We start from the raw sequence: 26,386 nt of genomic DNA, 5'->3' as shown, positions 1-26,386 counted from the left end.
CAGTTGCGGCAGCTCGTAGGTCTCCGCCAGCTCGGCCAGCACCTCTTCTGCGGTGGACGGTGCCCCCTTCGGAGTCTTTTTGATGATCGGCAGCCCCAGCTTGGTGAAGAGGATCTCCCCCAACTGCTTGGGCGAGGAGAGGTTGAACTCCTGCCCGGCCAGCTCGTGAGCCTGTTTCTCCAGCTCTGCCAACCGCAGCTCGATCTCCTGACTCTGCTGGTGCAGCAACTTGGGATCGATAGTGGTGCCGAGCAACTCCATCCGCGCCAGTACAGGCAACAGCGGCAGCTCAATCTCACTGAATACCTTGGCGAGACCCGGCACGGCCTCCAGCTGACCCCACAGCGCCTGATGCAGACGCAGGGTGATATCGGCATCTTCCGCCGCATAGGGGGCCGCCTGCTCCAGCTCGATCTGGTTGAAGGTGAGCTGTTTCACTCCTTTGCCCGCGATATCTTCAAAGGCGGTGGTCTCGACCCCGAGGTAACGCTTGGCCAACGAATCCATATCGTGACGACTGGCGGTGGAGTTGAGCACGTAGGACTCGAGCATGGTGTCGTAGGCGATACCCTGCAGGTCGATGTCATGGTTGAGCAGCACGTTGCGGTCGTACTTGAGGTTCTGCCCCACCTTGAGATGGGTCGGATCTTCCAGCAGCGGCTTGAGCTTGCCCAACACCACGGCCTCGCTCAGCTGTACCGGGGCCCCCAGATAGTCGTGGCCAAACGGCACATAAGCAGCCTTGCCCGGCTCAACCGCGAAGGAGACGCCAACAATCCGTGCCTCCATATAGTCGAGACTGGTGGTTTCGGTATCGAAGGCAAACAGCGGTGCCGATTTCAACTGTTCCAGCCAGCCGTCAAACTCGGCTTCGTCCAGAATGCAGCGGTAGTCGGTTTCGATGGCGGCAACCGGAGCAGCGCTCTCATCGCCAGCTTCGTCCTGTCCGCCGCTCTCGCTCCCCTCTTCACCACCGGATTCCAGCTCCTTGATCAGGTTGCGCAGCTCGTATTCGCGATAGACCGCCAGCAGGGACTCCTTGTCGACCGGCTTGAGCAACAGCTCTTCCAGACTCTGTTCCAGCTCGACATCGGTCTTGATGGTCGCCAGTCGATAGGAGAGACGAACCTGCTCCTCCTGCTCGCGGAACTTGTCGGCAAAGGCCTTGGAGCCACGGAAACCGAGCGCAGCTACCTTGTCGAGGTTGGCGGCAATCTCGTCGATGCTGCCAATCCCCTGCAGCAGAGCCAGTGCGGTCTTCTCGCCGACACCGGTCATACCGGGAATGTTGTCGACCTTGTCACCCATCAGGGCCAGATAGTCGATGATGAGCTCGGGCGGTACGCCAAACTTCTCGATCACCCCTTCCCGATCGGTCTTCACATCTTTCATGGTGTCGATCAGGGTGACATGGTCGGAGACCAGCTGTGCCATATCCTTGTCACCGGTGCTGATCAGTACCGGCAGCTGCTTCTCGGTCGCCTGGCGGGCCAGGGTGCCGATCACGTCGTCGGCTTCAACCCCTTCCACCATCAGGAAGGGGAAACCCATCGCCTTGATCATCTGGTGGATAGGGGCAACCTGGCTGCGCAGATCGTCCGGCATGCTGGCGCGGGTCGCCTTGTACTGGGGATAGATGTCGTCGCGGAAGGTCTTGCCCTTGGCATCAAACACCACGGCCACATGACAGTCAGGATATTGCTTGCGCAGGCTGCGCATCATGTTGGCCATGACACGGACGGCGCCGCTCGGCAAACCGGTCGATGTGCGCAGATCAGCCTGCTGGGAGGCGAAGAAGGCGCGGTAAAGATAAGAGGAGCCGTCGACCAGAATAAGGGGGTTGCTAGGGGCCATGAAATCGTCCTGCCAGAGATAAACAGCCGCTAGGATGCCACAGGGCCCCCCTCACACCAAGGGGCGCAGCAACAGCACACAGCGCCTGATTAAGGGACTCAGTCTGTGGATAACTCTGTGTTCAAAAATGGGACGCATCAGAGCACACAGTTATAAAACTGTGCATAAGAATATAAAAAGCCATTAAAAACAATGCATTGAGATCGTAAAAACCGATCGTGAGACAGTTAGAATGATCTCGATCAATGTGGAAAAAGATTTAAGGGAGTAGGTACGGCAGGATCCAAAGCGAAACAATCCTAGCACAGCAAGATGACTTGACCAGCGGAGGGCGAGCGATAACCATACAAAAGTACAACAATCCATCCTGGCTCACATTTTCAACAACGAGGAGTTTGCCATGAAAAAAGTGGCCGTGATTTTGAGTGGCTGCGGTGTCTTTGACGGGGCCGAAATCCACGAGGCCGTCATCAGCCTGCTGGCGCTGGCCCGTCAGGGAGCCGCCGTCCAGTGCTTCGCCCCGAACGTGGCGCAGCTCCATGTCATCAACCACCTGACCGGCGAAGTGAGCGAGGGAGAGAGCCGCAATGTGCTGGTCGAAGCGGCCCGCATCTGCCGTGGCCAGATAAAGGATGTGGCCGAGCTGGATGCGGCCGATTACGACGCGCTGCTGGTGCCCGGCGGCTTTGGCGCGGCCAAAAACCTGTGCAACTTCGCTATCAAAGGAGCCGAGTGCCAGATCCAGCCCGATGTGCTGAAAGCGTGCCAGAGCTTTGCCAAAGCCAACAAACCGGCCGCCTATATCTGCATCGCGCCCGCCATGATCCCGCTGATCTATGGTGCCGGGACGCTGGCGACCATCGGCCATGACGAAGGCACCGCCAACGCCATCGAGGCGATGGGTGGCAGCCATCTCAACTGCCCAGTCAACGAGTTCGTGGTGGATCAGGAGCGCAAGGTGATCTCCACCCCCGCCTACATGCTGGCCAGCAACATAGTCGAAGCGGCGGACGGCATCGAGAAGACGGTCAAGCAACTGCTGGCGCTATAATCCTCACCCTGCCAAAAACAGACGGGCCGCTCATGGAGCGGCCCGTTGTCAATTCTGCCTAAAGGCGATGAATTAGATGGTTTCGCCCATCTGATCCATTTTACCCAGCAGGGCACGCAGACGCTCCTGCCATGCAGTGTGCTCGTTGCGCAGTTGATGGTTCTCGTCTTGCAGCTTGCTGTTCTGCTCTTTCAGCTCGTCCAGCTCCATCTTCAGCAAGGAGATGTTGTCGACGGCGGATTGTACTTTGGATTCGAGTTGCTCAAGGACTTCTAGTGACATATGCATACCTGTTTGTTCAATTGCGATGCCCCACAGAGGGCGATTCAAGCGCGTGAAGCCAGCATACCCCGAGCGCATCGGCACAAACAAGCCAGTGCGCTGTAAAATGCGCCTTCCATAGATGTATTGTCTAAATATGCGTCTATTTTTCTCGCATCCTGCGCCCGAGCCGCGACAACACACTGAAGCGTGCGTAAAAAGCCCCGCCACCCGCGCATCATTGGCACCCTCCTGACGGCGCCGCCGTTATCCATGCAAGGCGATATAAGCCCCCAGCAACAGACAGGCGACGACATACATCAGCAGGCCGTAGAGCAGGTTCCAGCGCAGGATCAGCCCGGCACTGAGGTTGTAGCGGGAGGCCAGCGCCAGATTGGATCCGGAGAGCGGACTGGTGCCGGTGGCAAGCCCCCATCCCAGCAGGAAACACATGCCGAGCAGGCTGGGATCCGGCGCCAGCGGCCAGAGCAGCGGCGCCAGCCCGGAGATACTGATGAGCGGATGTACCCCGACGATGGCCACCAGCAGGATCAGCAGCAGAGTGAGGGATGCCTCAAGCCAGCCAAAGTGGTTGAACAGCGGCAGACCGTGACCGGAGCCGAGATCGATGACCGACAACGCACTGTTGATGCCTGCTGCCAGCAAACCGGCCCCCAGAAACAGCACCAGCTGACCGCCGATGGCGGGAAAGCGCTCCACCACCTGCCGCTTGAGGGCCGCCTTGCGCCCGACCCTCGGCATAAAGAGCAGCGCCAGCAGCGGGGCCACCAGCGCGATCACCGCCAGAATGCCGAGCTGGGGCCAGACCTGCTTGATGAGCAGTACCAGCAACGCCAGCGTGACCGGCAGCCCCAGAGTCTGCAACCGCAGCGGATAACCGGCAAAGTCGGCCACCCCGATCCGCTCCACCTGCCAGGCGGTCAGTCCCATCGCCAGCAAGGCGGCGAGGATCCCGAACGGCAAAATATGGGAGAGCTGCAAGCCCGGCGCATAGGTGAGCGCCACCGCCATGGCGACAAAGAAGGGTGACCAGAAGGCAGCGGCACAGAAGATCCGGCTCAGCACCATCACCTGACGCCGCTCCAGGGTGCCATTGCGCTCCAGTCGATCGCCGATGATAAACAACACCGAGAGGTTGATGACCGCCCCCAGCAGATTGAGGCTGGCCATGGTGCTCCACAGCCCCTTTCGCCCGGTCCAGGAGGTGGTGCCGGTCAAGAGACCCGAGGTGGCGAGGTTGAGGGTGCTCACCGCGGCAAACATGGTGAGCATATTGATGTTGGGCAGCAGCCAGTCACCGGCGGTGAGGGGCGCGCCCTGCCACCAGGAAAAGATGAGCAGCAACAGCGCCGCGCCATACAAGGCCAGCGCCTGCCGCTTGGCGGCTCCCACCAGCCAGGGCCAGGTGAGCAGCGACGCCCCCCAGGCCGCAATGGCCGCTGGCCAGGGGGAGAGTCCCAGATAGAGATGCAGCAAGTTGAGCAGCCACATCCCCAAAATCAGATAACCCGACCAGCGTTTGGCCATCGACTACTCCGGCCGGGAGATCAGAGACACTGATCCATATCCAGTGAAGGCTTGTCGCACTCCGGACGGCCGACGATCTTGGCGGGTACGCCAGCGACCGTGGTATGAGGCGGCACCGGGTTGATCACCACGCTGCCCGCGCCAATTTTGGCACCCACGCCCACTTCGATATTGCCGAGCACCTTGGCGCCCGCCCCTATCATCACCCCTTCGCGGATCTTGGGATGGCGATCGCCGCTCTCCTTGCCGGTACCACCGAGGGTCACGCTCTGCAGGATGGAGACATCATCTTCAATCACCGCCGTCTCGCCCACCACTATGCCGGTGGCGTGGTCGAACATGATCCCCTTGCCGATGCGGGCGGCCGGGTGCACATCCACCCCGAACACCACCGAGATCTGGTTTTGCAGATAGAGGGCCAGCGAGCGGCGCCCCTGCCGCCACAGCCAGTTGGCGACCCGATAGCCCTGCAGGGCATGGAACCCCTTGAGATAGAGCAGCGGAGTGGAGAAGAGATCGACCGCAGGATCGCGCTCCTGCACGGCGCAGATGTCGGCCGCCACTACCGTCAGCAGCTCGGGCTCGCTGCGCAGGGCCAGCTCGATCACCTCGCGCAGGGCGATGGCGGGCATGGTGGCGCTGTCGAGTTTGTTGGCCAGCTGGAAGCTGAGGGCCGAACGCAGGTTCTTGTGATTGAGAATGGTGGAGTGGAAGAAGCTGGCCAGCATCGGCTCCTGGGCCGCCATGCACTCCGCTTCTTGCTGAATTTTGTGCCAGGTTTTGGCAACCAGTTCATCCATGTTGCAGCCTACTGTTGTTCTGGGTGAGGGCTCTGTTGTTCTTTTGTCAGCACCGAGATGGGGTCCATGTGGATGATGACATCCATCCGCTCGAATGCCTGGCGTACCGCCAGTTCGGCTTCATCGGCGATCTGATGGGCCTTGACCAGGGGGATCTGATCATCCAGTTCAAGATGCAACTGTACGAATCGGGTCGGCCCGGATTGACGGGTGCGCAGGTCATGTACGCCGTGTACACCTTCTACGGCACAGCAGAGCGCCATTATTCTCGCTTGTTCTTCCGCTGGCAACTGACGATCGAGCAGGGCCTGCACCGACTCGTAGCCGATGTGTCCCGCCCCCCACAACAGGAACAGCCCGATCAGGATGGCAAACAGGCCATCGGCCCAGTACCACCCCTGCCCCGCCAGCACCAGCGCCAGCAAGACACCGGCATTGAGCAGCAGATCGGAACGGTAGTGCAGCATGTCGGCCTTGATGGCCACACTGTTGGTCTTGCGAATAACGAAACTCTGGAAGCTGACCAGCAGCAGGGTCAGCACGATGGATCCGCCGCTGACCCAGAGACCCGCTTCCAGCCGCAGGATAGGCGCCTGATTGAGCAGGGATGAAATTCCGTGCATCACCAGCAGCAGGGCGGAGCCGGAGATAAAGGCCGACTGGATGAGGCCCGCCAGCGACTCCGCCTTGCCGTGACCGAAACGGTGTTCGTCATCAGCGGGAGCCAGCGCATAGCGAATGGCCAGCAGGTTGATGATGGAGGCACTCACATCCATGAAGGAGTCAGTGAGCGACGCCAGCAGGGTCGACGAATCGGTCATCAGCCAGGCGATCAGTTTGCCGATGATCAGCAAGGTAGCTGTGGTGACCGCCGCTATGCTGGCAAAGGTCACCCAACGGGAATATTGTTGATGGCTCAAAACCGGCTTTCCTCTGGCGATGAAAAACTTATTATACCCTGACCCCGGCGTCAGTTTGGCGCGAAAATCTGCGGAATAACACCAGATGAACAGAATACTCCTGGTCGACGACGATCTTGAATTGACCCAACTGCTCACCGAAATTCTGACCCTGGAGGGATTTCAGGTCACGGTCGCCGAGGATGGTGAAGAGGGGCTGCAACGGCTGGCGGAACAGAGCTTCGATCTGGTGCTGCTGGACGTGATGATGCCCAAGCTCAACGGCTTTGCCATGCTGACCAAGCTGCGCAAGACCCACGACACCCCGGTGCTGATGCTGACCGCCCGCGGTGACAGCCAGGACCGGGTTAACGGTCTGGAAGCGGGTGCCGACGACTATCTGGCCAAGCCGTTCGATGACAGGGAGCTGCTGGCCCGGGTACGCGCCATCCTGCGCCGTACCCAGAGCGCCCCGCCCCAGCGCGGCAACTCCTCCGACGAAGTGCACTTCATGGATATCGTGCTGCAACCCGGCCTACAGCAGGCCCGCTGCGGCGAACAGCTGCTGGAGCTGACCGCCACCGAGTTTGGCCTGCTGGAGTGCCTGCTGCGCAATCCCGGCCAGATCGTCAGCAAGAGCCACCTCTCCGAGCAGGTGCTGGGCAAGAAGCTGGAACCCTTCGATCGGGCCATCGACATGCACCTGAGCAACCTGCGCAAGAAGCTGCCGGACCGCACCGATGGCCAGCCCCGCTTCAAAACCGTACGGGGGCGCGGGTACCTGTGGCTAGAGCAAGAATAGAGCGCATCAACTCCCTCAACGGGATCTCGACCCACATCTTCCTCTGGTTCTGGTTCATGCTGCTGGTGATGCTGGCCGCCGTGATCAGCCTGCCGACCCTGGATCCCCGCAACCAGATCCCGCTGCCGACCCACGAAGTGGCGCGGATGCAGAACAACGTGCAGGCCCTGCTCAACGCCGCCGAGCCGGATCAGGATTTCGATCTGGCCAAAGCGATGGACAAGATCGCCATGCTGCCGGTGGACAACGTCTACCTGCGCGACGAGAAGGGGCAGATCCAGTCCACCACCCATCCGCGCAAGTTCGTGGTGCGCTTTATGGTGGATGCCGATGACCCGGCCAATCCCATGCTGGGCAACGAGGATCGTAAGGCGATCGCCGGCCCCTTCCTGATGGAGCACCACGGCCATCGCTATCACGTCTATTTCGGCCTCAATGCCGAGAACCCCTATCTGTTCCTGTTCATTCAGGTGCTGGATCACCCGATCCGCATTCTGGGCATCTCGATGCTGGTCAGCACCCCGCTCTGCCTGCTGCTCGCCTGGCGGCTGACCCGCCCCATCCTGCAGTTACAGAAGTCGGTCTCCCAACTGGCGGCTGGCAATCTGGAAGTACAGATCCCCAACCTGGGACGGGGCGACGAGATCGGCCAGCTGGCGGATAACGTCAGCCGCATGGTGGAGACACTCAAGAGCATGATCCAGAAGCAGAAACAGCTGCTTTCCGATATCTCCCACGAGCTGCGCAGCCCCCTCACCCGGATGCAACTGGCGCAGGCGCTGATCCGCCGCAAACAGGGTGACAGCGCCGAGCTGGCGCGGATCGAATCGGAGATTGGGCGGCTGGACAAGCTGATCGGCGATCTGCTGGATCTGTCGCGGGTGCAGCAGCATGTGGAGGCGCCGGTGGTACACCCGCTGGCCGACCTGCTGGAGCCCATCCTCGAAGATGCCATGTTCGAGGCAAACCAGAGCGGCAAACAGCTCAGACTGCCGCCGCTGCCTGCCGAGTCGATCCAGATGTGGCCCGAGCTGTTGGCCCGGGCGGTGGAGAACCCCCTGCGCAATGCCCTCAAATATGCCCGCGAGTTCATCAAGGTGGACTGGTATCGGGAGGGACTGGAGTGGGTGATGACCATTCGGGATGACGGCCCCGGGGTGCCAGACGAGCAGCAGGCGCTGCTGTTCCAGCCCTTCTTCCGGGTCGATGACGCCCGCAACGCCAAGACTGGCGGCACCGGGTTGGGGCTGGCCATCGCCTCGGAGGCGATCCAGCGCCACGGCGGTACCATTGCGGCCAGCAACAATCACCCGACCGGGCTGACCATCACCATCCGCTTGCCCATCGCCTGATCCTTTTCATCCGGACGGGCGCTGGGTATGCTGGCGCCCCTTCTTGGCTTTACATCTCTTTGCAGGAGCTCGTCATGCTCGATATCGTCCTCTACCAGCCGGAAATTCCGCCCAATACCGGCAATATCATCCGGCTTTGCGCCAATACCGGTTACCGGCTCCATCTGATCGAGCCGCTGGGGTTTGAGTGGGATGACAAGCGGGTAAAGCGGGCGGGACTCGACTATCACGAATTTGCCGAGGTGAAGCGCTGGCCGAGCTATGAGGCTTTTCTGGCCGCCGTGGCGCCCAAGCGGGTGTTTGCCTGCACCACCAAGGGCCGCACCGCGCACTCGGCAGCTCAATATGCCCTTGGCGACGCCCTGCTGTTTGGCCCGGAGAGTCGCGGCCTGCCCATCGAGATCATCGAGAGTCTGCCATTCGAGCAGCGGCTACGCATCCCTATGGTGCCCCAGAGCCGCAGCATGAACCTCTCCAACGCGGTGTCTGTCTTTGTCTACGAGAGCTGGCGCCAGCTCGGCTACGACGGTGCCATGTAAGCGCCACCGATGATCAGTGGCGGGCGTCGAGCAGATGCCCGCTGCGCTCCAGCCGCCAGCAAGTGACCCCCAGCGACAGGCCGCGCCCCACCATCAGCGCCGCCATCGCCGCCCATAACGCGGCCACGCCCCACAACTGACAGAGCCACCAGATCGGGAAGAAGCCGCCAAACGCGGCCAGCAACATGCTATTGCGCATCTCCCGTGCCCGGGTCGCCCCGATGAATACGCCATCCAGCAGGAAACACCAGACCGCCAGCAAGGGCATGGCGATCAGCCAGGGAAGCTGACGATGTGCCTCCGCCACCACGGCCGGAATATCGGTGATATAGCCGATAAGGTGGGCACCAAAGAGGGCGAACACCAGGGTAAAACCACTGGCAATGAGGGCGGCCCAGCCCAGATTGAGCACGATGGCCTCCCGCAGTTTCTGCCGATCCTGCTGACCGATGGCTCGTCCTACCATGGCCTCCACCGCATAGGCAAAACCATCGAGCCCATAGGAGATGAGCATCAGGAAATTGAGCAGCACCGCATTGGCGGCCACCGCCACATCCCCCAGTCGTGCCCCTTGCAGAGTCATGAAGGCGAAACAGAGCTGCAAACAGAGGGAGCGCAGGAAGATATCGCGGTTGAGGCCGAGCAACCGCACCATGGGCGCAAGCTGCCGCCAGCGCTGCCAACCATCCTGCCACACCGTCGGCGCCAGTTGCCGCAGCTGACGGCGTACCAGCCAGATCCCGACCGCCAGCGCGCAGTAGTCCGCCATGACCGAGGCCGCCGCCACACCCCGCACCTGCCAGCCGAGCCCCAGCACAAACAGGGCATCCAGCGCCATATTGACCAGATTGGTGAGGATCAACATCACCATGGGGCTGCGGGCATCCTGCATCCCCAGCAGCCACCCCATGATCACCAGATTGCAGAGCGCCGCCGGGGCGCTCCAGATCCGCACCGCCACATATTGGCCCGCATAAAGCTGCACCTCGGGCGAGCCGCCACTCAGGACGATCAGTCGTGGCAACAGGGGGAAGAGCAACAACAGCAGCGCCAGGCCAAGAGCAATGGCCAACCCCAGCGCCCGCAGCAGGGTATCGAGTTGGGCACGACCGTCGGCGGCGCCGTGCGCCTGCGCCGTCAGGCCGGTGGTCGACATCCGCAAAAAGCCGAGCAGCCAGAAGATGAGGTTGATCAGGGTTGCACCGACCGAAACGCCCCCCAGAAACCAGGCCTGACCGAGATGACCGATCACCCAGGTGTCCACCAGCCCCAGCAAGGGGGTGGTGATATTGGAGAAAACCATGGGCAGGGCGAGCGCAAAGACGGCGCGGTGGCGAGAGGGATCTCGCCACCAGGGGGCAACAGCTGGGGTCACGCTCAGTGGCCTGCCAGCTTCAGAATGCGGGCGAAATCAGAGAGCATGGTGGCCATCTGCACCCTGGGCACCTGACCCGGCGCCACCTGCGGGCGGAACACCGCCTGCAGCTTGCCCTTGGGATTGATGAGCACGATGGAGGCGGAGTGATCGATCAGGTAATCCTTCTCCCCCTGATTGGCGATGGAGTAGATGAGCCCCAGATTGCGCACGAACGGGAACAGCTTGTCGTGGGGGGCAGTGGCCGCCTTGAACTCGGGATTGAAGAAGGCGGTATAGGTCTTGAGGCGCGGAATATCGTCACGCTGGGGATCCGCCGAGATAAACACCACCTGACTGTCGGGCGCCATCTTCTTCAGCTGGTCATAGACGGAGCGCATATCTGCCAGGGTGGTGGGGCAGATATCGGGGCAGAAGGTGTAGCCGACAAACAGGAAGGTCCAGTGCCCCTTCAGGTTGGCAGGGGTGAACGGCTGGTTGTCCGCATCGGTAAAGGCGAAATCATTGATGTCCCGCCCCGCCGGATAGTAGTCAGCCTGTTCAGGCTGCTCTGGCTGCGTGGCGTAGAACACCAGGATCAGGCAGGCTGTCAGCAGCAGAAAGAGCAGGGGATAGCGGAGCTTCATCATAACAAGAGACCCTTTCAGTTCGAGGCAGATGGCCAGCAGTGACCGGACAAGAGGGAGGCATTGTACCCCAGCGAGCCGCCAAGGTGGTTCAACCTTGTGCAACGCCCTATCAGGAGTCGACCATTTGGCATAATTAATCGCCAGTTGCGGCCATAAAAAAACCGGCCCCCTCGGGTGCCGGTTATGGATGGATTTGTTTGTCTCTTCTGCTCAGGGGCGAGCGTTACGCCCCTGCTGCAACATCTTGCCGATGGCCCGCACGCCGATGGGAATCACGGGGGCCAGCCAGCCCTCTTCCCCCTGGCGATCGCCATGACCACGTTTGAACAGCAGCACCAGACGCACCACCTTCTCTTTCGGACATCCCAGCCAGAGCGTCCAGTGCGACCCTCGATGGTGCAGCCAGAGACCGTAAAACCAGGTCATCCGGCTACCTTTGACAAAACGGGTGATTGACGATTCCGCTGGCGCAGCCCCAGCCTCTGAATCCCATGGCGATCTTGATGCCATACCAGTCCTCCTTGACCGACAGGTCATGTTGCTTCGTCGGCCTGAACTGGGAACAGGCCCGTCACGACTATCTGCAACCATTACGAGTGGTCCCCTTTGCCTGACAAGGCTCGGGATCTCCCCACTCCCCCTTCATATCCCGTGAAGGTGTACTGCCCGATTCTCGTTGTTACCGGCCCTCCCGTCCCGGCGCATTGTGATGGTCAGAGGGAGGTGCCAAGCCCTGTCTCGGCGACAGGGCACTGATCTGAGCATATATCTGAAATGGATGATTGGTAGCCGGTCGCGCAGGACAAAAATGCCGCCACCGATGATCTGTTTGATATGACAGGGAAAGTGCGCCAGAAACAGCACGACCTCCCGAAGGAGGCCGTGTGGCAAACGCAGTTGGCGGGGATGATTACATCCAGTCGGCGTTGCGGATCACCCCGACAGCCAGCCCCTCAATGGTGAGCTGCTGGCAGGAGAGATCCACCTCGATGGGGGAGAGCTCTTCATTCTCCGGCAGCAACCATACCTGACTGCCCTTGCGCTGGAAGCGCTTGACGGTGACATCCTCATCGAGACGGGCGACCACCACCTGACCGTTGCGCACCTCCTGGGTCTTGTGCACCGCCAGCAGATCGCCATCCAGAATGCCGATGTTCTTCATGCTCATCCCCTGCACCCGCAGCAGAAAATCAGCGCGCGGGTGGAACAGGGCGGGATCCACCTGATAGTGGCTCTCGATATGCTCCTGAGCCAGAATGGGTTCACCGGCGGCCACCTTGCCGATGAGCGGCAGGCCGCTCTCTTCCAGCACCTCTTCCTCTTCGAGCAACAGGCGAATGCCGCGGGACGTGCCCGGCATGATCTCGATGACCCCTTTTTTGGCCAGGGCCTTCAGATGTTCTTCGGCCGCATTGGCCGACTTGAAACCAAGCTTCTGGGCAATCTCGGCACGAGTCGGCGGCATACCGGTCTCGCTCATGTTCACCTTGATCAGCTCCAGCACTTCGGCCTGGCGGGGGGTAAGGGGTTTCATAGAATTGGCACCTGTCTTTTTATACAGCACACTGGCAGTATATACAGTGCAGTGGCCAAGGCAAGGCGCAGCTGACATTTGTCGCGACCAACCCCTCATTTACTGCTGTTTTGATCCTGCGCAGCCGACTCATCGTACCTCTCGGCGACAAGGGGCTGTCGATTTGCTATGCTCACGCCGCATTTTTTTGGAGAGCAGACGCACATGTCCCTAGGACAGAAGATTTCCAGAGCCATCTTGCAATGGCCGGTCAGCGGCTTGGTCAATCACAAGAGCCTGCCGGAAAATCCCATCACAGAACTCAATCTGGATCCGGCCAGACCCATCGTCTATGCCCTGAAAACCAGTTCGATCACCGACCTGATGACCCTGCAGCAGTGCTGCGAGGATCTCGGTCTGCCCGGTCCCTTCACGCCGCTGGAACTGAACGGCCAGCTGCTGCCGCGCTATGTCTGTCTGGATCGTCCGCCTCCCCTGTTTGGCAAACGCAGCAAACCGCTCCCCTTCCTGCAGGAGTTCCACCAGCTGCTGGATCTGCACAAGCAGGATCCCGAGCTGGATATCCAGGTGGTGCCCGTCACCCTGTTCTGGGGCCGCGCTCCGGGTCGGGAAGGGGAAGAAGCCTCCGGCCTCAACATCATCAGCAGCCTGGCGCCGAACCGGCTGAAGAAGGCACTTATCGTGATCCTCAAGGGTCGCGAAAATCTGGTGCGCTTCTCGCCGCCGCTCTCCCTGCGCTACATGGCCGACAAGCACGGCACCGACGAGGCCATCGCCCACAAGCTGGCACGAGTGGCCCGTACCCACTTCAGCCGCCAGCAGCTGGCCGCTACCGGCCCGAAACTGCCGAACCGCAACCTGCTGTTCAAGCAGCTGCTCGACTCCGCGGTGATCCAGCAGGCGATTGAAGAGGAGGCCCAGCGCGAAGGGATCAGCCTCGAGAAGGCGCAAAAGCGTGCCCATGGCTACATGGACGAGATCGCCTCCAACTTCTCCTACCGGCTGATCCGCCTGGGCGAGAGCTTCCTCGGCTGGCTGTGGAACAAACTCTACCGCGGTTTGTCGGTCAATGGCGCCGAGAAGGTGCGCCAGCTGGCGCAGGAAGGGCACGAGATCGTCTACGTCCCCTGCCACCGCAGCCACATGGACTACCTGCTGCTCTCCTACGTCATCTACCACCAGGGGATGGTGCCGCCCCATATCGCGGCAGGCATCAACCTCAACTTCTGGCCGGCGGGCCCGATTTTCCGCCACGGCGGCGCCTTCTTCATTCGCCGCACCTTCAAGGGCAACCCGCTCTACAGCACGGTATTTCGTGAATACCTCAACCTGCTGTTTGCCAAGGGTTACTCGGTAGAGTTCTTCACCGAAGGTGGTCGCTCCCGTACCGGCCGTCTGCTGCCGCCCAAGACCGGCATGCTGGCGATGACCCTGCAGGCAATGATGCGCGGGCTGGACAGGCCGGTCACTCTGGTGCCGGTCTATCTGGGTTACGAGCACGTGATGGAGGTGAACACCTACCACAACGAGCTCAAGGGGAGTCGCAAGGAGAAAGAGAGCTTCCTGCAGGTGCTCGGCATCCTGCGCAAGCTGCGCAACTACGGCCGTGGTTTCGTCAACTTCGGCGAGCCGCTGACCCTCAACAGCTACCTGAGCGAACATATCCCCGACTGGAAAAAGCACATCGGGGAAGAGGAGCGTCCGGAGTGGATGGCGGGCACCGTCAACAATCTGGCCGAACTGCTGATGACCCGCATCAACGGCGCTGCCGCGGTCAACGGCCTGACCCTGAGCGCGCTGGCGCTGCTGGCCGCCGAGCGCCACGCCCTGACCCGCGACGAATTGCAGGCCCAGCTCAACACCTATCTGGATCTGCTCAAGGCGGTGCCCTACAGCCCGCAGAGCACCATTCCGGATGAGGATGCCAAGACCCTGCTGGATCAGGCGATGGAGCTCAACAAGTTCGAGGTGAGCGAGGACAAACTGGGGCAGATCATCAGTCTGGACCGCTATCAGGCGATCCTGCTGACCTACTACCGCAACAACATCCTCCACCTGTTCGCCATGCCCTCTCTGGTGGCGGCATTGATCGAACGGTGCGAAGGGATCTCCCGCAGCGAGATCATGGCCCGTTGCATCGACATCTATCCGCTGCTCAAGACCGAGCTGTTCCTGCGTTATGAAGAGGAGGAGCTGCCGGCGCTGGTCGACAGCCTGCTCGACGCGCTGCAGACCCAGCAACTGATCGAGACCCGCGATGACGGCTACTGGGTCAATCCGGCCAACCAGATGCGCCTGCTGCTGCTGGCGGAGAGCATTCAGGAGACCCTGCAACGCTACGCCATCGTGCTGACCCGGGTGCTGGCCCAGCCCCATATCGAGGCGGAGCAGCTGGAGGCGGATGGCCTGATGATGGCAGAGCGCCTCGGCACCCTGCACGGCATCAACGCCCCCGAGTTCTTCGACCAGAAGCTGTTCAGCACCCTGATCCACACCTTGCGCAAGGAGGGCTACCTCTCCCCCGAGTGCAAGCCGGATCTCGGCCGCTTCCAGGCGCTGGCAGACAACATAGTGCCGCTGCTGAGCAACAAGATCCGCCGCACCATTCAGGCAGGCAATCAGCTCTAATCTGCAACGCAAACAAAGAAGGCCGCATGATGCGGCCTTCATTTTTATCGGAGTCTGCGCGGGAACATGTCACGCCAGCAGGTAGTCAAGCACCAGACCGGCAAACACCAGCGCCCCCACATAGTTGTTGTTGAGAAACGCCTGGAAGCAGGCTTCCCGCTGCCGCTCGCGAATGAGCCGCTGCTGATAGACAAACAACACCGCAGCCCCCAGCAATCCCCAGTAATACCAGCCCCCCAGCGTCATCAGTTGCCCGACCGCCAGCAACAGCAGCAGCGTCGATAGTTGCAATGCGCCGATGATCCGTTTGTCGTAACGACCAAACAGGATGGCGCTGGATTTGAGGCCGATCTTGAGGTCGTCATCCCGATCCACCATGGCGTACTGGGTGTCGTAAGCCACGGTCCAGAGCAGGTTGGCGAAGAAGAGCAGCCAGGCCACCAGCGGCAGGGCATCCGCCTGGGCCGCATAGGCCATCGGGATCGACCAGGAGAAGGCCATCCCGAGCACCAGCTGGGGGTTCGAGATAAAGCGCTTCATGAAGGGGTAGCTCACCGCCAGCAGCAGGGCGACAAACGACAGGCCGATGGTGAGCGGATTCATGGTCAGCACCAGACCAAACGAAATAAGCGCCAGCACGAAGAAGAGCGCCAACACCTCCCACGGCTTGACTCTGCCCGTAGGCAAGGGGCGACCAGCGGTGCGTTTGACATGGCCGTCGAAGTTGCGATCCGCATAGTCGTTGATCACGCACCCTGCCGAGCGCATCAGAAAGACGCCGACCACAAACACGGCCAGCACCCAGAGATTGGGCAGGCCACCAGCGGCCAGCCAGAGCGCCCACAGGGTTGGCCACAGCAGCAGCAGAGTGCCTATGGGTTTGTCGACGCGGGCCAACTGCATATAGGCAAGTCCCCGCTCCTTGGTTAACAGATTCACTCCAACTCCTTGTCACAGACGAGAGAGGGCAGAAACAGCTCGTGCACCAGCAGTGGCCACTGCCCCAGAAACAGACGGGAACGACGCCCCCAGACAGTGGCGGCCGGGCAACGGGGATTGGCGGCAATATCGAAACGGGCCAGCTGCAGATAATCGCGGCGGGCAGGCTCATGGCCAAATACCCGCTCACCCAGCGGCTGCTCGCCAAGCTCGGCAATGCCGCTCCCTTGCAATGCGTCATCGGCAAACAGGGTCCAGCCCAGCACGGCGGGCCCACGATCCCCGTGCAGGATCACCTCGCGGCAGGTACCGGCCGGCGAGGCCGAATCCACCAGCCACTGCTCATCGGCAGTAAGGGCGACCGGGTGATTGCCCAGCCACTCCACCGAAAAGTGGCGATTGTGCTGACGCAGCCGCCGGGTCATGGAGCCGGGCTCCAGCAGCCAGGGGCGCAAGCTGGCGGGCAATTCGCAACATTCGGGGGCCAGCCAGCCGCTTAACGGCGTGAGGGGAACAGTCAACTCGGACTTCACAGCTTCACCATCCAGAGATTTCCGTGTTCAGGTTAAAATCCGGTTTATTATCCGTAAATCAATAGCGAAATGTAAGAACATCCGTGCTTGACGGCCCCGATGGCAACATCAAAAATGGGTTATCTCTTGCTGATGAGCCATCTATATGAAGATATTCAAAATTCTGCTGGTGTTGTTACTGAGCTGTGGCGCCCTGCAGCAGCAAGCTCTGGCTGAAGATGAGCCGCCCGCCGAGGGCACGGAGGGGGCTGCCAAGCCCGGTTTCTCCTACCACGCGCTCGATCCCGACATCATCACCAACTACCTGAGTGATAGCAAAACCCTCGGTTATATCCGGGTCACGGTAGAGCTGATGGCGGAAAACGAAGCCGATCTCAAGCTGCTGGAGCAGCATGACCCGCTGATCCGCGATGCCATCATCCGTCTGATTGGCAGCAAAAATGCCGATCAAGTGAAGTCCCTGACCAACCGAGAAGAGCTGCGCAAGGAGTGCGAGACAACCGTCAACGAACTGCTGGTGAAAGAGACCGGCAAGAAAGCGGTGCGCGAGCTTATCTTCACCAAGTTCCTCTACCAGTAATCCATCCCGAAACAATCGCTTATTGGCATATCGGCCAATAAGCGAGCTTTGCCGGTTTATTCGAAATGAAAATCGATTACAATACGGCCGTCGAGTCGTAGAGGTAGTCGTTATGGGCAGCAAAACCCTGTGTGAATGGCGCCGTCACGAGATCCCCACCGATCTCAAGGCGTTGCGCAAGATAGTCCGCAAACCCAAGTTTGTCTGCAGCAAATGTGCCCGCAGTGCCAATGACAAGGGTTACCTCTGCCAGCCGCTGCGCTTGAAAGAGGAGTAACGCCCCTCCCTGTCAGGGCGTTATTGATCGGTCCACCCCTGACGCCCCTGTTCGAACAATCTGCGTGCCTGGGTATCATTCGGGCAAACGCCGCGATACTCCTCGCCGGAACGGCCAGCCAGATAGAGATGCTCGGGGCGGCAATACCATGCCAATCCCTTCTGATGTCCCTGCTTCCACAGTTCGGGATCCACCTTCTTGCCACACTGGCCCTGATGGAACTCGATCCGCTCGGTGGTGAAGCCCAGCTTGCCATCCGCCTCCCCCACCTCACTCCACACCTTCTCGCAGGGATCATCGTTGGAGACACAGCCACCCAGCAGGGCAGCCAACAATATGATGGTGAGTCGCATAGTCATCCTTGAGCGTCATTTGGGCAGTTCATTCTACCGAGCGCCCCGCCCCTGACCAAGGACGAACGCTCAGCCATGTGAGCGCGGCAAAAAAATCAGGCGGGCCCAAAGCCCGCCTGTTCGTTCAATGCCGTGGTTCACTGGTCATCGAAAGTGTCATCATCCTGCCAGCTTTCATCTTCCCACTGATCCAGCTCTTCTTCCCAGGAATCCGGCTCCCAATCATCATCAGAGGAGTCGTAATCCGGCTTGTGTCCACCCATCTTCACTCTCCTTGGATAGTTCACCCGCACTCCAATTTTATCCGGAATTGTCGGGCTCGCCAGTTAGAGGGAGTTCAAAGTTTGACCAGAGTCCGGCCGGCGATCTGGCCTTGCGTAATGGCCTCGGCGGCCTCCACTACCTGCTCCAGCCCAATCTCGGTAACCGCCTGCTCAAAGAAGCTGGCAGGAAGATCCCGTGCCAGTCGCTGCCATGCCAATTGACGACGTTCAAACGGGCACATCACCGAATCGACCCCCTGCAACCGCACGTTGCGCAGGATGAAGGGCATCACGCTGGTCGGCAGATCGAAGCCCCCCGCCAGCCCGCAGGCTGCCACGGCGCCGCCGTAGTTCATCTGGGCCAGCAGTTTGGCCAGTACCTGACTGCCGACGGTATCGATGGCACCGGCCCACAACTGTTTCTCCAGCGGTTTGGCAGGCACCAGCAGTTCGCTGCGCGGCACGATGCGGCTGGCACCGAGCACAGTCAACATGGCACCCTGCTCTTCGGGGCGGCCGGTCAGCGCCGCCACCTGATAGCCAAGGGCCGCCAGCAGGGCGACCGAGGCGGAGCCCACGCCACCCGCAGCGCCGGTGACCAGCACCTCACCACTTTCCGGGGTAATGCCCGCCTCTTCCAGCGCCAGCACACAGAGCATGGCGGTAAGGCCGGCGGTGCCGATGCACATGGCCTGCCGCTCATCGAGCCCGGCGGGCAGCGGCACCAGCCAGTCGCCCTTGACCCGCGCCTGTTCGGCCATGCCGCCCCAGTGCCCTTCGCCCACGCCCCAACCGGTCAGCACTACCTTGTCGCCGGGCTGATAGCGGCTGTCGGCGGATTCGAGCACGGTACCGGCGAAGTCGATGCCGGGCACCAGCGGCCACTGTCGCACAATCTTGCCCTTGCCGGTAATGGCCAACCCGTCCTTGTAGTTGATGGAGCTGTAAGCGACCGCCACCCGCACTTCACCTTCCGGCAACTGGCTCTCGGCCAGCCGGGTCAGAGTCGGTACAGTCTTGCCGTCTTGGTTTTCCAGTAACAGAGCCTTGAACATGGTTGCCTCTTTGATGACGTGTGAAACGGGGATCAGCTGCTTTGACGCTTTTGCAGTTGAAAATCGAGAGCCAGCGCAGTGCTCGTCATGGGTTCAGTCGTTCTCCAGCGCAGTGAGGCAGTGCGAGAGGGTACGCGCCAGCGCTCCCTGATTGCGCAGCACCACGGCGCGGGCCTGCTCGCCCATCTCGCGGCGGGAGCTCTCGTCGGCAAACAGCTGGCTCACCTGCTCGCCCAGCTCGGCGGCATCGGCCACGATGGCGGCGCCCCCCTGAGCCACCAGCTGACGAGTGATATCGCTGAAGTTGAAGTAGGCGGACCCCGTCAGGCAGGGCTTGCCGAGGGCTGCCGGCTCCAGCAGGTTGTGACCGCCGATCTTCACCAGACTGCCACCGACAAAGGCCACATCGGCCGCCGCCAGCATCAGCGGCAGCTCGCCCATGGTATCGCCGAGATAGACCTTATCCTCCGCACGCACCGCAGCACCATCAGTGCGCCGCACGCAGCCGTAAGGGGCACACAGCTCGGCCACCCGGTCGAACCGCTCAGGGTGGCGCGGCACCAGAATGAGCAGCGCAGCGGGATGACGTTTGAGCAGCAGCTCGAAGGCGGCCAGCACCTGCTCGTCCTCACCCAGATGGGTGCTGGCGGCGATCCAGACCGGCCGATCTGTCCCCAGCTGCTGGCGCAGGGCACGACCTTTGGCCTGCACCTCGTCACCAAACTGGATATCGAACTTGATGGAGCCGGTCACCGCCAGCCGCGAACGCTCGATACCGAGGCGGGCGAAGCGGTCGGCGTCATCCTGATGCTGGCAGAGCAGATGGGTCAGTGGCCGGCTCAGGACGTCGAAGGCGCCGTGGAAACGGGCATAACGCTGGCAGGAACGCTCGGAGAGGCGGGCGTTGATGATGGTCACCGGCAGATGGCGCGCCTCGCAGGCGGCCAGCCAGTTCGGCCACAGCTCGGTCTCCATCACCCAGAGCGCGCGCGGCTTGAAGGTGTCGAGAAAGGCGGCAATGGCCCAGGGGTAGTCGAGTGGCGCGTAGCGATGGATCACCAGATCCCCCAGCCTGGCAGCCTGATCGGCGCCGGTGCGGGTGGTAGTAGTGAGCAGGATCGGCAGATCGGGCCGCTCCGCCTTGAGGGCGCGAATGAGCGGCGTGATGGCCAGCGTCTCCCCCACGCTCACCGCATGGATCCAGAGCGGCGCATCCTGTCCGGTGGCGGGCAGCCGCCCGAGATGCTCGGCCCAGCGCTTGCCAAAGCCGGGCTTGCCTTTCTTCGGCTTGTAGAGGGCCAGCAGCGCCAGCGGCAATCCCAGATGGATCAGCAGGTTGTAGAGCAGACGGTAGGGCATCTTACTGACTCTGCTCCAGCTTCTTGCAGGCATCGACCACCTGCTCCGGCGCCAGGTCGATCAGGCACTTGAGATGGCCGAACTTGCAGGTGCGCTTGAAGCAGGGGCGGCACTCGATGTCGGTGTGGACGATCTCGACCCGATCCGCCAGCGGCGGGGTATAGAGCGGCGAGGTGGAGCCATAGACGCCCACCAGCGGCCGGTTGAGGGCGGCGGCGATGTGCATCAGGCCGGAGTCGTTGGAGATGACCCGGCTGGCCAGCGCCATCAGATCGATCGCCTCGTGCAGGCTGGTCTTGCCCGCCAGCACGTGGCAGTTGGGGCGAGTCAGCAGGTTGACCCGATCCCGGATGGTGTTGGCCACCGGCACATCCTTGTTGGAGCCGAAGATCCACACCTGCCACCCCTCGTCCAGATGCTGCTGAGCCACCACGGCGTAGTGCCCCTCCGGCCAGCGCTTGGCCGGGCCAAACTCGGCACCGGGGCAGAGCACCAGCACCGGGCGGGCGCGATCCAGCCCCAGTCGCTCCAGCGCCTTGCTCTGGTTGACCAGATCGACGTGCAGAGAGGGGTGGGGAATGGTCGGAATATCGGCCCGGCTCTTCATCTGCTCCTTGGGATAAGCGAGCGCCAGATAGCCCTCCACCATCAGCGGGAAGGCGGACTTGTTGCTGCGCATATCGTTGAGCAGGCCGAAGCGGTGCTCCCCTTTCCAGCCGGTACGCACCGGAATGCGGGCAAACCAGGGGATCAGCGCCGATTTCATGGAGTTGGGCTGGACGATGGCCTGATCGTACTTCTCGGCCGCCAGCTGCTTGCCGAGGCGGCGGCGCGCCACCAGCTTGAAGTCACCGTGGCCAAGGGGCATGGTGATCGCCTTGTCCACCTCCGGCATCCGCTCCAGCAGGGCGCAGCACCAGGCGGGGGCCATCACGTGCAGCTCGCACTCGGGATGGTTGGCCTTGATCGCCTTGTAGAGACTCTGGGACATCACCATGTCGCCGACCCAGGAGGGGCCGATCACCAATATTTTCATTACGCGTCTTCTCTCGGGTCTGGCCCGGCGGTTAATCATCACTGGGCGAGATTATGCCCCAAGAATGGTCGGATAAATAACAGAAGATCCTTGCCAAACGCTGCTGCCACCCCATTTTTCCAGCAGTGGCCCTCTTCCAACCGGACGAGACGAGACAGGCAGACAGCTGGCAGAAACAGGCAATGGCGGCTCTCTCTTTGACCCGTTTTTCCGTTAGAATGGCCCATCAATACGCATTCGACCCGCCAGCCGGGCAATAACCGTGAGCCCCATTTCGTGAAAAAACCGACTCTGGCTGCCGTTCTTATCGTCAAGAATGAAGCCGACAACCTGCGCAAGTGCCTCGCCTCCCTCGACGGACTGGTGGACGAGATCGTCATTCTGGACTCCGGCAGTCAGGACGAGACCCCGGCCATTGCCGCCGAGTTTGGCGCACGCTTCTTCGTCAACGCCAAGTGGCCGGGCTTTGGCAAACAGCGCCGACTGGCCCAGTCCCACGTGCAGTCCGACTGGGTGCTGTGGCTGGATGCCGACGAGCGGCTCACCCCCGAGCTGAAAACCGCCATCGCCAACGTGATGGCCAATCCGGCCAGCGATACCATCTACTCGATTCCGCGCCTCTCCTGGGTCTTTGGCCGCTTTATCCGCCACAGTGGCTGGTATCCGGATCGGGTGCTGCGCCTCTATCCCAAGGCGCTCACCAGCTACAACGAGGCGCTGGTGCACGAAAAGGTGGAAGTGCGGGCCAACATGAAGATCGTCAATATTCATGGCGACCTGATCCACTTCACCTATCGGGATCTGGAGCACTATCTGGTGAAATCCGCCGGTTATGCCCGCGCCTGGGCCGATCAGCGCACCGCTCGCGGCAAGAAGGGCTCCCTCAGTCAGGGGCTGATCCACGCTGTCGGCTGCTTCCTCAAGATGTACCTGCTCAAAGCGGGTTTCCTCGATGGCAAGCAGGGGCTGCTGCTGGCGATCCTCTCCGCCCACTCCACCTTCGTCAAATACGCCGACCTCTGGGTGCGCCAGCAGCCGCAGCAGCCGGAATAACCGTCATACGAAACAGGGCCCCGCGGGGCCCTGTTTACATTGCTGCATACGTTATTTGCGCCAGAAAGGCGCCGCCCAGCGGGCCATCACCGGCACCATGGTCTTGGGATCGAGCTGGCTCATATCCTCAGGATGGTCGCTATCCTCCGGCGGGCTGAAGGCAAGGTGACGCCCTTCGCTGTTGAGGGGCTTCCAGCGCAGCGGAGTCGCGGAGCGGCGCATCGGGAAGAAACCGATAGTCGGCACATCGAGCGCACCGGCGATATGAAGCGGGCCGGTACTGCCGGCGATAAACAGGGCGGCGTTGGCCAGCACCTGACAGAACATTGGCAGACCGTCGCTGGAGCGGTAGATCCAGCCGTTGCCGCCGTGGGCCAGCAGCTCGGCCGCCAGCTGTTCGGCCATCTTCTCCTCGCCCGGGCCTGCGGTCAGCACGCACTGCAGCTCGGGGCAGGCCTGATTGAGCTTGATGATGATGCGGGCATACTGCTCGATGGAGAGATTGTTGGCCGAACCGCCGCTACCGGCATGCACCATCAGCCAGGGGCGGCTGGCATCGAGCTTGAGCTTGAGTGCCAGCTGCTCACGCACCTGCCGCAAGGTCTCCTCGTCGAACTGCAGGAAGGGAGTTTTGGGCTCCACCACGGCCACCTGCTGATCGGCCAGGAAGCGGCGGATCAGCTCCAGGTTGTACTCGGACTCCGGCTTCTGGGAACGGGAGCGGCGTTGCACCAGTCGCTGGTTGTAGAGCACCTGCGCCAGCTTGGTCGCCGGGGCCAGCCGATAAGGGATGTGTGCCTTCCACACCAGCATGGCGTTGCGGGAGTTGGAGAAGAGGCAGATGGACGCGTCGAACGCCGCCGCCTTGATCCGTGCCAGCAGCGCTCGCTGTTGCTCCTTGTCGGCACGCACGCCCGGATCGATGATCACCTCGTCAATCCAGGGGCAGAGCCGGGCCAGCGGCGCCGTGTAGGCCGGAACCAGGGCAGTCACATGACACTCCATGGAGCCTTTGAGCATGGCGAAACTCGGCCACGCCAGCATGAAGTCACCAATCTTGTCATTGCGAACGACCAGAATACGTTTCATAAAAAATCCCTTTGCTCCCTGTCACCAATGCAAGGAGGCTTGATGCGCGATGGCGTATTCTTGCCTGATGCACTGCTATTCTCAAGCGACGACCTTATAATGCGACCAAATTTCCAGGTTGCAGGACCGCAAAGATGACTACCAGGGTAATTTATCCCGGGACTTTTGATCCCGTTACCAATGGCCACGCCGATCTGATCGGCCGCGCCGCCAAGCTGTTTGACGAGGTGGTGGTCGGTGTTGCCAACAGCCCGAGCAAGCGACCTCTGTTCGATCTGGCAGAACGTGTCCAGCTTGTCCAGCAAGTGACCAGCACGCTTCCCAACGTCAAGGTGGTGGGCTTCTCCGGGCTGCTGGTCGATTTTGCCAAAGAGCATCAGGCCAACGTGCTGATCCGCGGCCTGCGCGCCGTCTCCGACTTCGAGTACGAGTTCCAGCTGGCCAATATGAACCGCCGCCTGATGCCGGATCTGGAAAGCGTCTTCCTCACCCCGGCGGAGGAGAACTCCTTTATCTCCTCCACTCTGGTGAAAGAGGTGGCGCTGCACGGTGGCGACATTCGTCAGTTTGTCGATCCCGTGGTGGCCCAGGCCATCGCAGCCAAACAGCAACAGCGCTAATCCCTCCCCTGATTGGCAGAAACGAACAAGGGCTACCCGCGGGTAGCCCTTGTTGTATCTCTCTCGTTATAGAGAGGTCAGCCTGCTTGCCGGTTACTGACGGGCAAACCGCTCATTCATCTCCTGCACCAACTGATCGAGCCACTCGTAGCGGCGCCGATACATGGCCCGCTTCTTGGAGGCGATCTCCTCCAGCGGCTTGCGCGGCTGGGCTTGCAGGGCGACGAAGTTGGCATCCACATCCCGGGCGTCGAACTCCTGCCACAGCTCGTCATAATCGGCCTGCAAATTGGCTTTCTGCTTGCTGCTGTAGCGCTTGGCCTGAAACACGTGGGCCCGCTTGCGCACCGCCAGCACCTCCGCCGCCCCCATGGCCTGCGCCAGTTGCAGCACCAGCTGCACCAGCAGGGATTTGGGCCGCAGCCCCTGCCCCTCCTTGGTCAGCTCGCGCACCTTATCCTGCGCGTTGGCTACTCCGGGTTCCGGCCCCTGCATGGAGCCGATCACCAGATGCAGCTGCTCGGCACTGCCAGCCAGCGAGAAGGCGCAGCTGTAGAGACGCAGCCCCTCGCTATCGATGATGGAGAGCGCCAGCTCGGCCTCGCGGCGGAAGGTGCCATCGTGACGCAGCAGAATACGGCAGCCACTCTGGGGATAGTGCCCCAGCGCGATCCCCTCGCCCAGATAGAGGGGGTCGATCAGCTGCGGGTAGCACTCCAGCAGCAAACGGTAGTGATTTTCCAGCATCTCGGCCCGCTCACGGGCGCTGGCACAGGCGAAGCGATAGGGACGCATCGGCTTGTCGAGCAGCTCGGGATAAACCGCTGGAAGCGCCTTGAGCGAGTCGCACTGAAACAGGCTGAAGACCCGGCTCAGCGACTTGCGATAGAGCAGGCTGCGCAGCACGAACTTGCCGCGATTGAAGGTTTTTCGGTCACATCCCTCGGGGTAGAGGAAGCGGGCCATGGATTTTGCGCAATAGCGCTCCTGCCGGGATAAATATTCCCAGTCTATTGATTTAACTGTCATTTTTATATTCTCAAACCGCCTGAACGGTCGGGATACTAGTGACAGCTGTGCAAATCTTCAACAGAGTGGAAATACGCTGTTACAACTTCCCCCGGATCGGGGCAAAAAGTGCGCTCAGCGCTGGCAATGACTGCAAAAAACCGTGGTGCGCTGGCCCATTCTTGTCTCGGTCAGCAGGGTGTGACAGTGGAAACAGGGCTGACCGCCACGGCCGTAGACCTGCAACTGCTGCACGAAATAGCCCGGCTTGCCATCGGCACTGGTGAAATCCTTGAGAGTGGTGCCGCCCTGGCGAATTGCCTCGGCCAACACGCGCTTGATCTCGGCCACCAGGGTTCCCAGCCGCTCAGCACTGATATTGCCCGCCGCCCGTTTGGGGTGAATGCCGGCAGCATAGAGCGCCTCGTTCGCGTAGATGTTGCCCACCCCGACCACCACCTGATTGTCCATCAGGAACTGTTTGATGGCGGTGCTGCGTCCCTTGGCGCGCTCACGCAGGTAATCAGCACTGAAGGCATCGGTGAGCGGCTCGGGCCCCAGCTTGGCGAGCAGCGCGTGAGCTTCGGCCGGTTCCCGGGTCCACAACAGGGCGCCGAAGCGGCGCGGATCGTTGAGCCGCAGCAGCTTGCCATTCTCCAGCTCGATATCCACGTGGTCGTGCTTCTCGGCCGGGGTGCCGATATCCAGTACACGCAGGCTGCCGGACATCCCCAGATGAAGGATGGCGGTGCCGAAATCGGTCTCCAGCAGCAGGTATTTGGCACGGCGACGCACCCGATGGATGGTGAGGTCCACCAGCTCCTGAATCTCACCGGGGATCGGCCAGCGCAGGCGGCCATCCCGCACCACTACACGCGTCACCTTGATACCGGTGAGCCAAGGGGAGATCCCCTGGCGACTGACTTCAACTTCTGGCAATTCGGGCATG

28 protein-coding genes (1 of these 28 running past the window's edge) are annotated in these 26,386 nt (G+C 61.3%); 9 read left to right on the top strand and 19 right to left on the bottom strand.

The annotated features are described in order from the left end of the window. Positions 1 to 1,854: the 5' portion of a DNA polymerase I gene (gene polA / locus I6L34_RS11470; protein ID WP_216954727.1), read on the bottom strand. Its footprint begins 912 nt before the window's first position; the window shows 1,854 of its 2,766 coding nt (coding positions 1-1,854); its start codon is at positions 1,852 to 1,854; its stop codon lies off the left edge, out of view. A 400-nt stretch (positions 1,855 to 2,254) separates the two neighbouring features. On the opposite strand from polA, the gene elbB reads away from it, so the two are divergent. Further along, positions 2,255 to 2,905, top strand: coding sequence for an isoprenoid biosynthesis glyoxalase ElbB (gene elbB, locus I6L34_RS11465; protein WP_058059069.1), 651 nt, complete (start codon positions 2,255 to 2,257; stop codon positions 2,903 to 2,905). A 72-nt stretch (positions 2,906 to 2,977) separates the two neighbouring features. On the opposite strand, the gene I6L34_RS11460 is transcribed toward elbB, so the two are convergent. The 4 genes from I6L34_RS11460 to I6L34_RS11445 form a co-directional block, all read right to left on the bottom strand. Beyond that, on the bottom strand, positions 2,978 to 3,187 hold the full coding sequence (locus tag I6L34_RS11460) for a cell division protein ZapB (RefSeq protein WP_005339554.1): 210 nt from the start codon (positions 3,185 to 3,187) through the stop codon (positions 2,978 to 2,980). A gap of 246 nt (positions 3,188 to 3,433) precedes the next feature. Beyond that, complete coding sequence (locus tag I6L34_RS11455; protein WP_058059070.1) at positions 3,434 to 4,714, bottom strand: hypothetical protein; 1,281 nt, start codon at positions 4,712 to 4,714, stop codon at positions 3,434 to 3,436. A 20-nt stretch (positions 4,715 to 4,734) separates the two neighbouring features. Next, positions 4,735 to 5,514 (bottom strand): serine O-acetyltransferase, encoded by a 780-nt coding sequence (cysE, locus tag I6L34_RS11450; protein ID WP_005339552.1) that lies wholly within the window; start codon positions 5,512 to 5,514, stop codon positions 4,735 to 4,737. Between the two features lie 8 nt (positions 5,515 to 5,522). Then, positions 5,523 to 6,434: a cation diffusion facilitator family transporter gene (locus I6L34_RS11445; protein ID WP_005339551.1), complete on the bottom strand. Its 912-nt coding sequence runs from the start codon at positions 6,432 to 6,434 to the stop codon at positions 5,523 to 5,525. 85 nt (positions 6,435 to 6,519) lie between these two features. Between I6L34_RS11445 and I6L34_RS11440 the strand changes: the two genes are divergently transcribed. From I6L34_RS11440 to trmL, 3 genes are all read left to right on the top strand, one after another. Continuing rightward, entirely contained in the window at positions 6,520 to 7,215 is a 696-nt protein-coding gene (locus tag I6L34_RS11440) for a response regulator (protein ID WP_005339549.1), read from the top strand. Then, entirely contained in the window at positions 7,197 to 8,567 is a 1,371-nt protein-coding gene (locus I6L34_RS11435; RefSeq protein ID WP_005356054.1) for an ATP-binding protein, read from the top strand. Before I6L34_RS11440 ends, I6L34_RS11435 begins: the two co-directional genes overlap by 19 nt. A 74-nt stretch (positions 8,568 to 8,641) precedes the next feature. Further along, positions 8,642 to 9,106: a tRNA (uridine(34)/cytosine(34)/5-carboxymethylaminomethyluridine(34)-2'-O)-methyltransferase TrmL gene (gene trmL / locus I6L34_RS11430; RefSeq protein ID WP_005339545.1), complete on the top strand. Its 465-nt coding sequence runs from the start codon at positions 8,642 to 8,644 to the stop codon at positions 9,104 to 9,106. Positions 9,107 to 9,119: 13 nt separating this feature from the next. Here trmL and I6L34_RS11425 read toward each other — a convergent pair whose 3' ends face one another. From I6L34_RS11425 to lexA, 4 genes are all read right to left on the bottom strand, one after another. Beyond that, positions 9,120 to 10,409 carry an MATE family efflux transporter gene (locus tag I6L34_RS11425; RefSeq protein ID WP_254202968.1) on the bottom strand — a complete coding sequence of 430 codons (1,290 nt, stop codon included), beginning with the start codon at positions 10,407 to 10,409 and terminating at the stop codon, positions 9,120 to 9,122. Between the two features lie 74 nt (positions 10,410 to 10,483). Next, entirely contained in the window at positions 10,484 to 11,110 is a 627-nt protein-coding gene (locus I6L34_RS11420; protein WP_005339543.1) for an SCO family protein, read from the bottom strand. Positions 11,111 to 11,320: 210 nt separating this feature from the next. Further along, on the bottom strand, positions 11,321 to 11,536 hold the full coding sequence (locus I6L34_RS11415) for a hypothetical protein (protein ID WP_019446524.1): 216 nt from the start codon (positions 11,534 to 11,536) through the stop codon (positions 11,321 to 11,323). A gap of 484 nt (positions 11,537 to 12,020) precedes the next feature. Further along, entirely contained in the window at positions 12,021 to 12,644 is a 624-nt protein-coding gene (lexA, locus tag I6L34_RS11410; protein ID WP_005339540.1) for a transcriptional repressor LexA, read from the bottom strand. 204 nt (positions 12,645 to 12,848) lie between these two features. On the opposite strand from lexA, the gene plsB reads away from it, so the two are divergent. Continuing rightward, positions 12,849 to 15,272 (top strand): glycerol-3-phosphate 1-O-acyltransferase PlsB, encoded by a 2,424-nt coding sequence (gene plsB, locus I6L34_RS11405; protein ID WP_019446525.1) that lies wholly within the window; start codon positions 12,849 to 12,851, stop codon positions 15,270 to 15,272. Positions 15,273 to 15,341: 69 nt separating this feature from the next. Here plsB and ubiA read toward each other — a convergent pair whose 3' ends face one another. Continuing rightward, positions 15,342 to 16,211 (bottom strand): 4-hydroxybenzoate octaprenyltransferase, encoded by an 870-nt coding sequence (gene ubiA, locus I6L34_RS11400; protein ID WP_216952367.1) that lies wholly within the window; start codon positions 16,209 to 16,211, stop codon positions 15,342 to 15,344. Next, a complete protein-coding gene (locus tag I6L34_RS11395; RefSeq protein ID WP_139398996.1) occupies positions 16,208 to 16,744 on the bottom strand; it encodes a chorismate lyase in 537 nt (178 codons plus the stop codon). The genes ubiA and I6L34_RS11395 overlap by 4 nt, the downstream gene beginning before the upstream one ends. Positions 16,745 to 16,889: 145 nt before the next feature. On the opposite strand from I6L34_RS11395, the gene I6L34_RS11390 reads away from it, so the two are divergent. Next, the gene (locus I6L34_RS11390) at positions 16,890 to 17,324 is read left to right on the top strand and encodes a flagellar basal body-associated protein FliL (protein ID WP_040069400.1); all 435 of its coding nucleotides are present in this window, start codon (positions 16,890 to 16,892) and stop codon (positions 17,322 to 17,324) included. Between the two features lie 112 nt (positions 17,325 to 17,436). After that, the gene (locus I6L34_RS11385; protein WP_005339525.1) at positions 17,437 to 17,601 is read left to right on the top strand and encodes a hypothetical protein; all 165 of its coding nucleotides are present in this window, start codon (positions 17,437 to 17,439) and stop codon (positions 17,599 to 17,601) included. Between the two features lie 20 nt (positions 17,602 to 17,621). Here the strand turns inward: I6L34_RS11385 and I6L34_RS11380 are convergent, their stop codons facing one another. The 5 genes from I6L34_RS11380 to waaF all read right to left on the bottom strand — a co-directional run bounded on the left by I6L34_RS11380 (position 17,622) and on the right by waaF (position 21,667). Further along, on the bottom strand, positions 17,622 to 17,954 hold the full coding sequence (locus I6L34_RS11380) for a DUF2799 domain-containing protein (protein WP_040069401.1): 333 nt from the start codon (positions 17,952 to 17,954) through the stop codon (positions 17,622 to 17,624). A 137-nt stretch (positions 17,955 to 18,091) separates the two neighbouring features. Next, on the bottom strand, positions 18,092 to 18,217 hold the full coding sequence (locus tag I6L34_RS21955; protein WP_005339521.1) for a hypothetical protein: 126 nt from the start codon (positions 18,215 to 18,217) through the stop codon (positions 18,092 to 18,094). Positions 18,218 to 18,291: 74 nt separating this feature from the next. Further along, complete coding sequence (locus I6L34_RS11375) at positions 18,292 to 19,272, bottom strand: MDR family oxidoreductase (RefSeq protein ID WP_058059073.1); 981 nt, start codon at positions 19,270 to 19,272, stop codon at positions 18,292 to 18,294. Between the two features lie 93 nt (positions 19,273 to 19,365). Further along, positions 19,366 to 20,631, bottom strand: coding sequence for a lipid IV(A) 3-deoxy-D-manno-octulosonic acid transferase (gene waaA / locus I6L34_RS11370; RefSeq protein ID WP_216954725.1), 1,266 nt, complete (start codon positions 20,629 to 20,631; stop codon positions 19,366 to 19,368). A 1-nt stretch (position 20,632) separates the two neighbouring features. Beyond that, positions 20,633 to 21,667, bottom strand: coding sequence for a lipopolysaccharide heptosyltransferase II (gene waaF, locus I6L34_RS11365; protein ID WP_042030388.1), 1,035 nt, complete (start codon positions 21,665 to 21,667; stop codon positions 20,633 to 20,635). Between the two features lie 276 nt (positions 21,668 to 21,943). On the opposite strand from waaF, the gene I6L34_RS11360 reads away from it, so the two are divergent. Next, a complete protein-coding gene (locus I6L34_RS11360; protein WP_216954724.1) occupies positions 21,944 to 22,720 on the top strand; it encodes a glycosyltransferase family 2 protein in 777 nt (258 codons plus the stop codon). A gap of 51 nt (positions 22,721 to 22,771) precedes the next feature. On the opposite strand, the gene I6L34_RS11355 is transcribed toward I6L34_RS11360, so the two are convergent. Next, on the bottom strand, positions 22,772 to 23,809 hold the full coding sequence (locus I6L34_RS11355) for a glycosyltransferase family 9 protein (RefSeq protein WP_058059076.1): 1,038 nt from the start codon (positions 23,807 to 23,809) through the stop codon (positions 22,772 to 22,774). A gap of 134 nt (positions 23,810 to 23,943) precedes the next feature. On the opposite strand from I6L34_RS11355, the gene coaD reads away from it, so the two are divergent. Continuing rightward, positions 23,944 to 24,429 carry a pantetheine-phosphate adenylyltransferase gene (gene coaD, locus I6L34_RS11350; protein WP_058059077.1) on the top strand — a complete coding sequence of 162 codons (486 nt, stop codon included), beginning with the start codon at positions 23,944 to 23,946 and terminating at the stop codon, positions 24,427 to 24,429. A gap of 93 nt (positions 24,430 to 24,522) precedes the next feature. On the opposite strand, the gene I6L34_RS11345 is transcribed toward coaD, so the two are convergent. Continuing rightward, complete coding sequence (locus tag I6L34_RS11345; RefSeq protein ID WP_058059078.1) at positions 24,523 to 25,395, bottom strand: VirK/YbjX family protein; 873 nt, start codon at positions 25,393 to 25,395, stop codon at positions 24,523 to 24,525. Positions 25,396 to 25,572: 177 nt separating this feature from the next. After that, positions 25,573 to 26,385 carry a bifunctional DNA-formamidopyrimidine glycosylase/DNA-(apurinic or apyrimidinic site) lyase gene (mutM, locus tag I6L34_RS11340; RefSeq protein WP_021231536.1) on the bottom strand — a complete coding sequence of 271 codons (813 nt, stop codon included), beginning with the start codon at positions 26,383 to 26,385 and terminating at the stop codon, positions 25,573 to 25,575. Between the last annotated feature and the right edge of the window lies 1 nt (position 26,386).

Source organism: Aeromonas sp. FDAARGOS 1404 (genome assembly GCF_019047085.1).
Lineage (GTDB): Bacteria > Pseudomonadota > Gammaproteobacteria > Enterobacterales > Aeromonadaceae > Aeromonas > Aeromonas veronii.
This window is presented reverse-complemented; position numbering and strand designations above follow the sequence as displayed.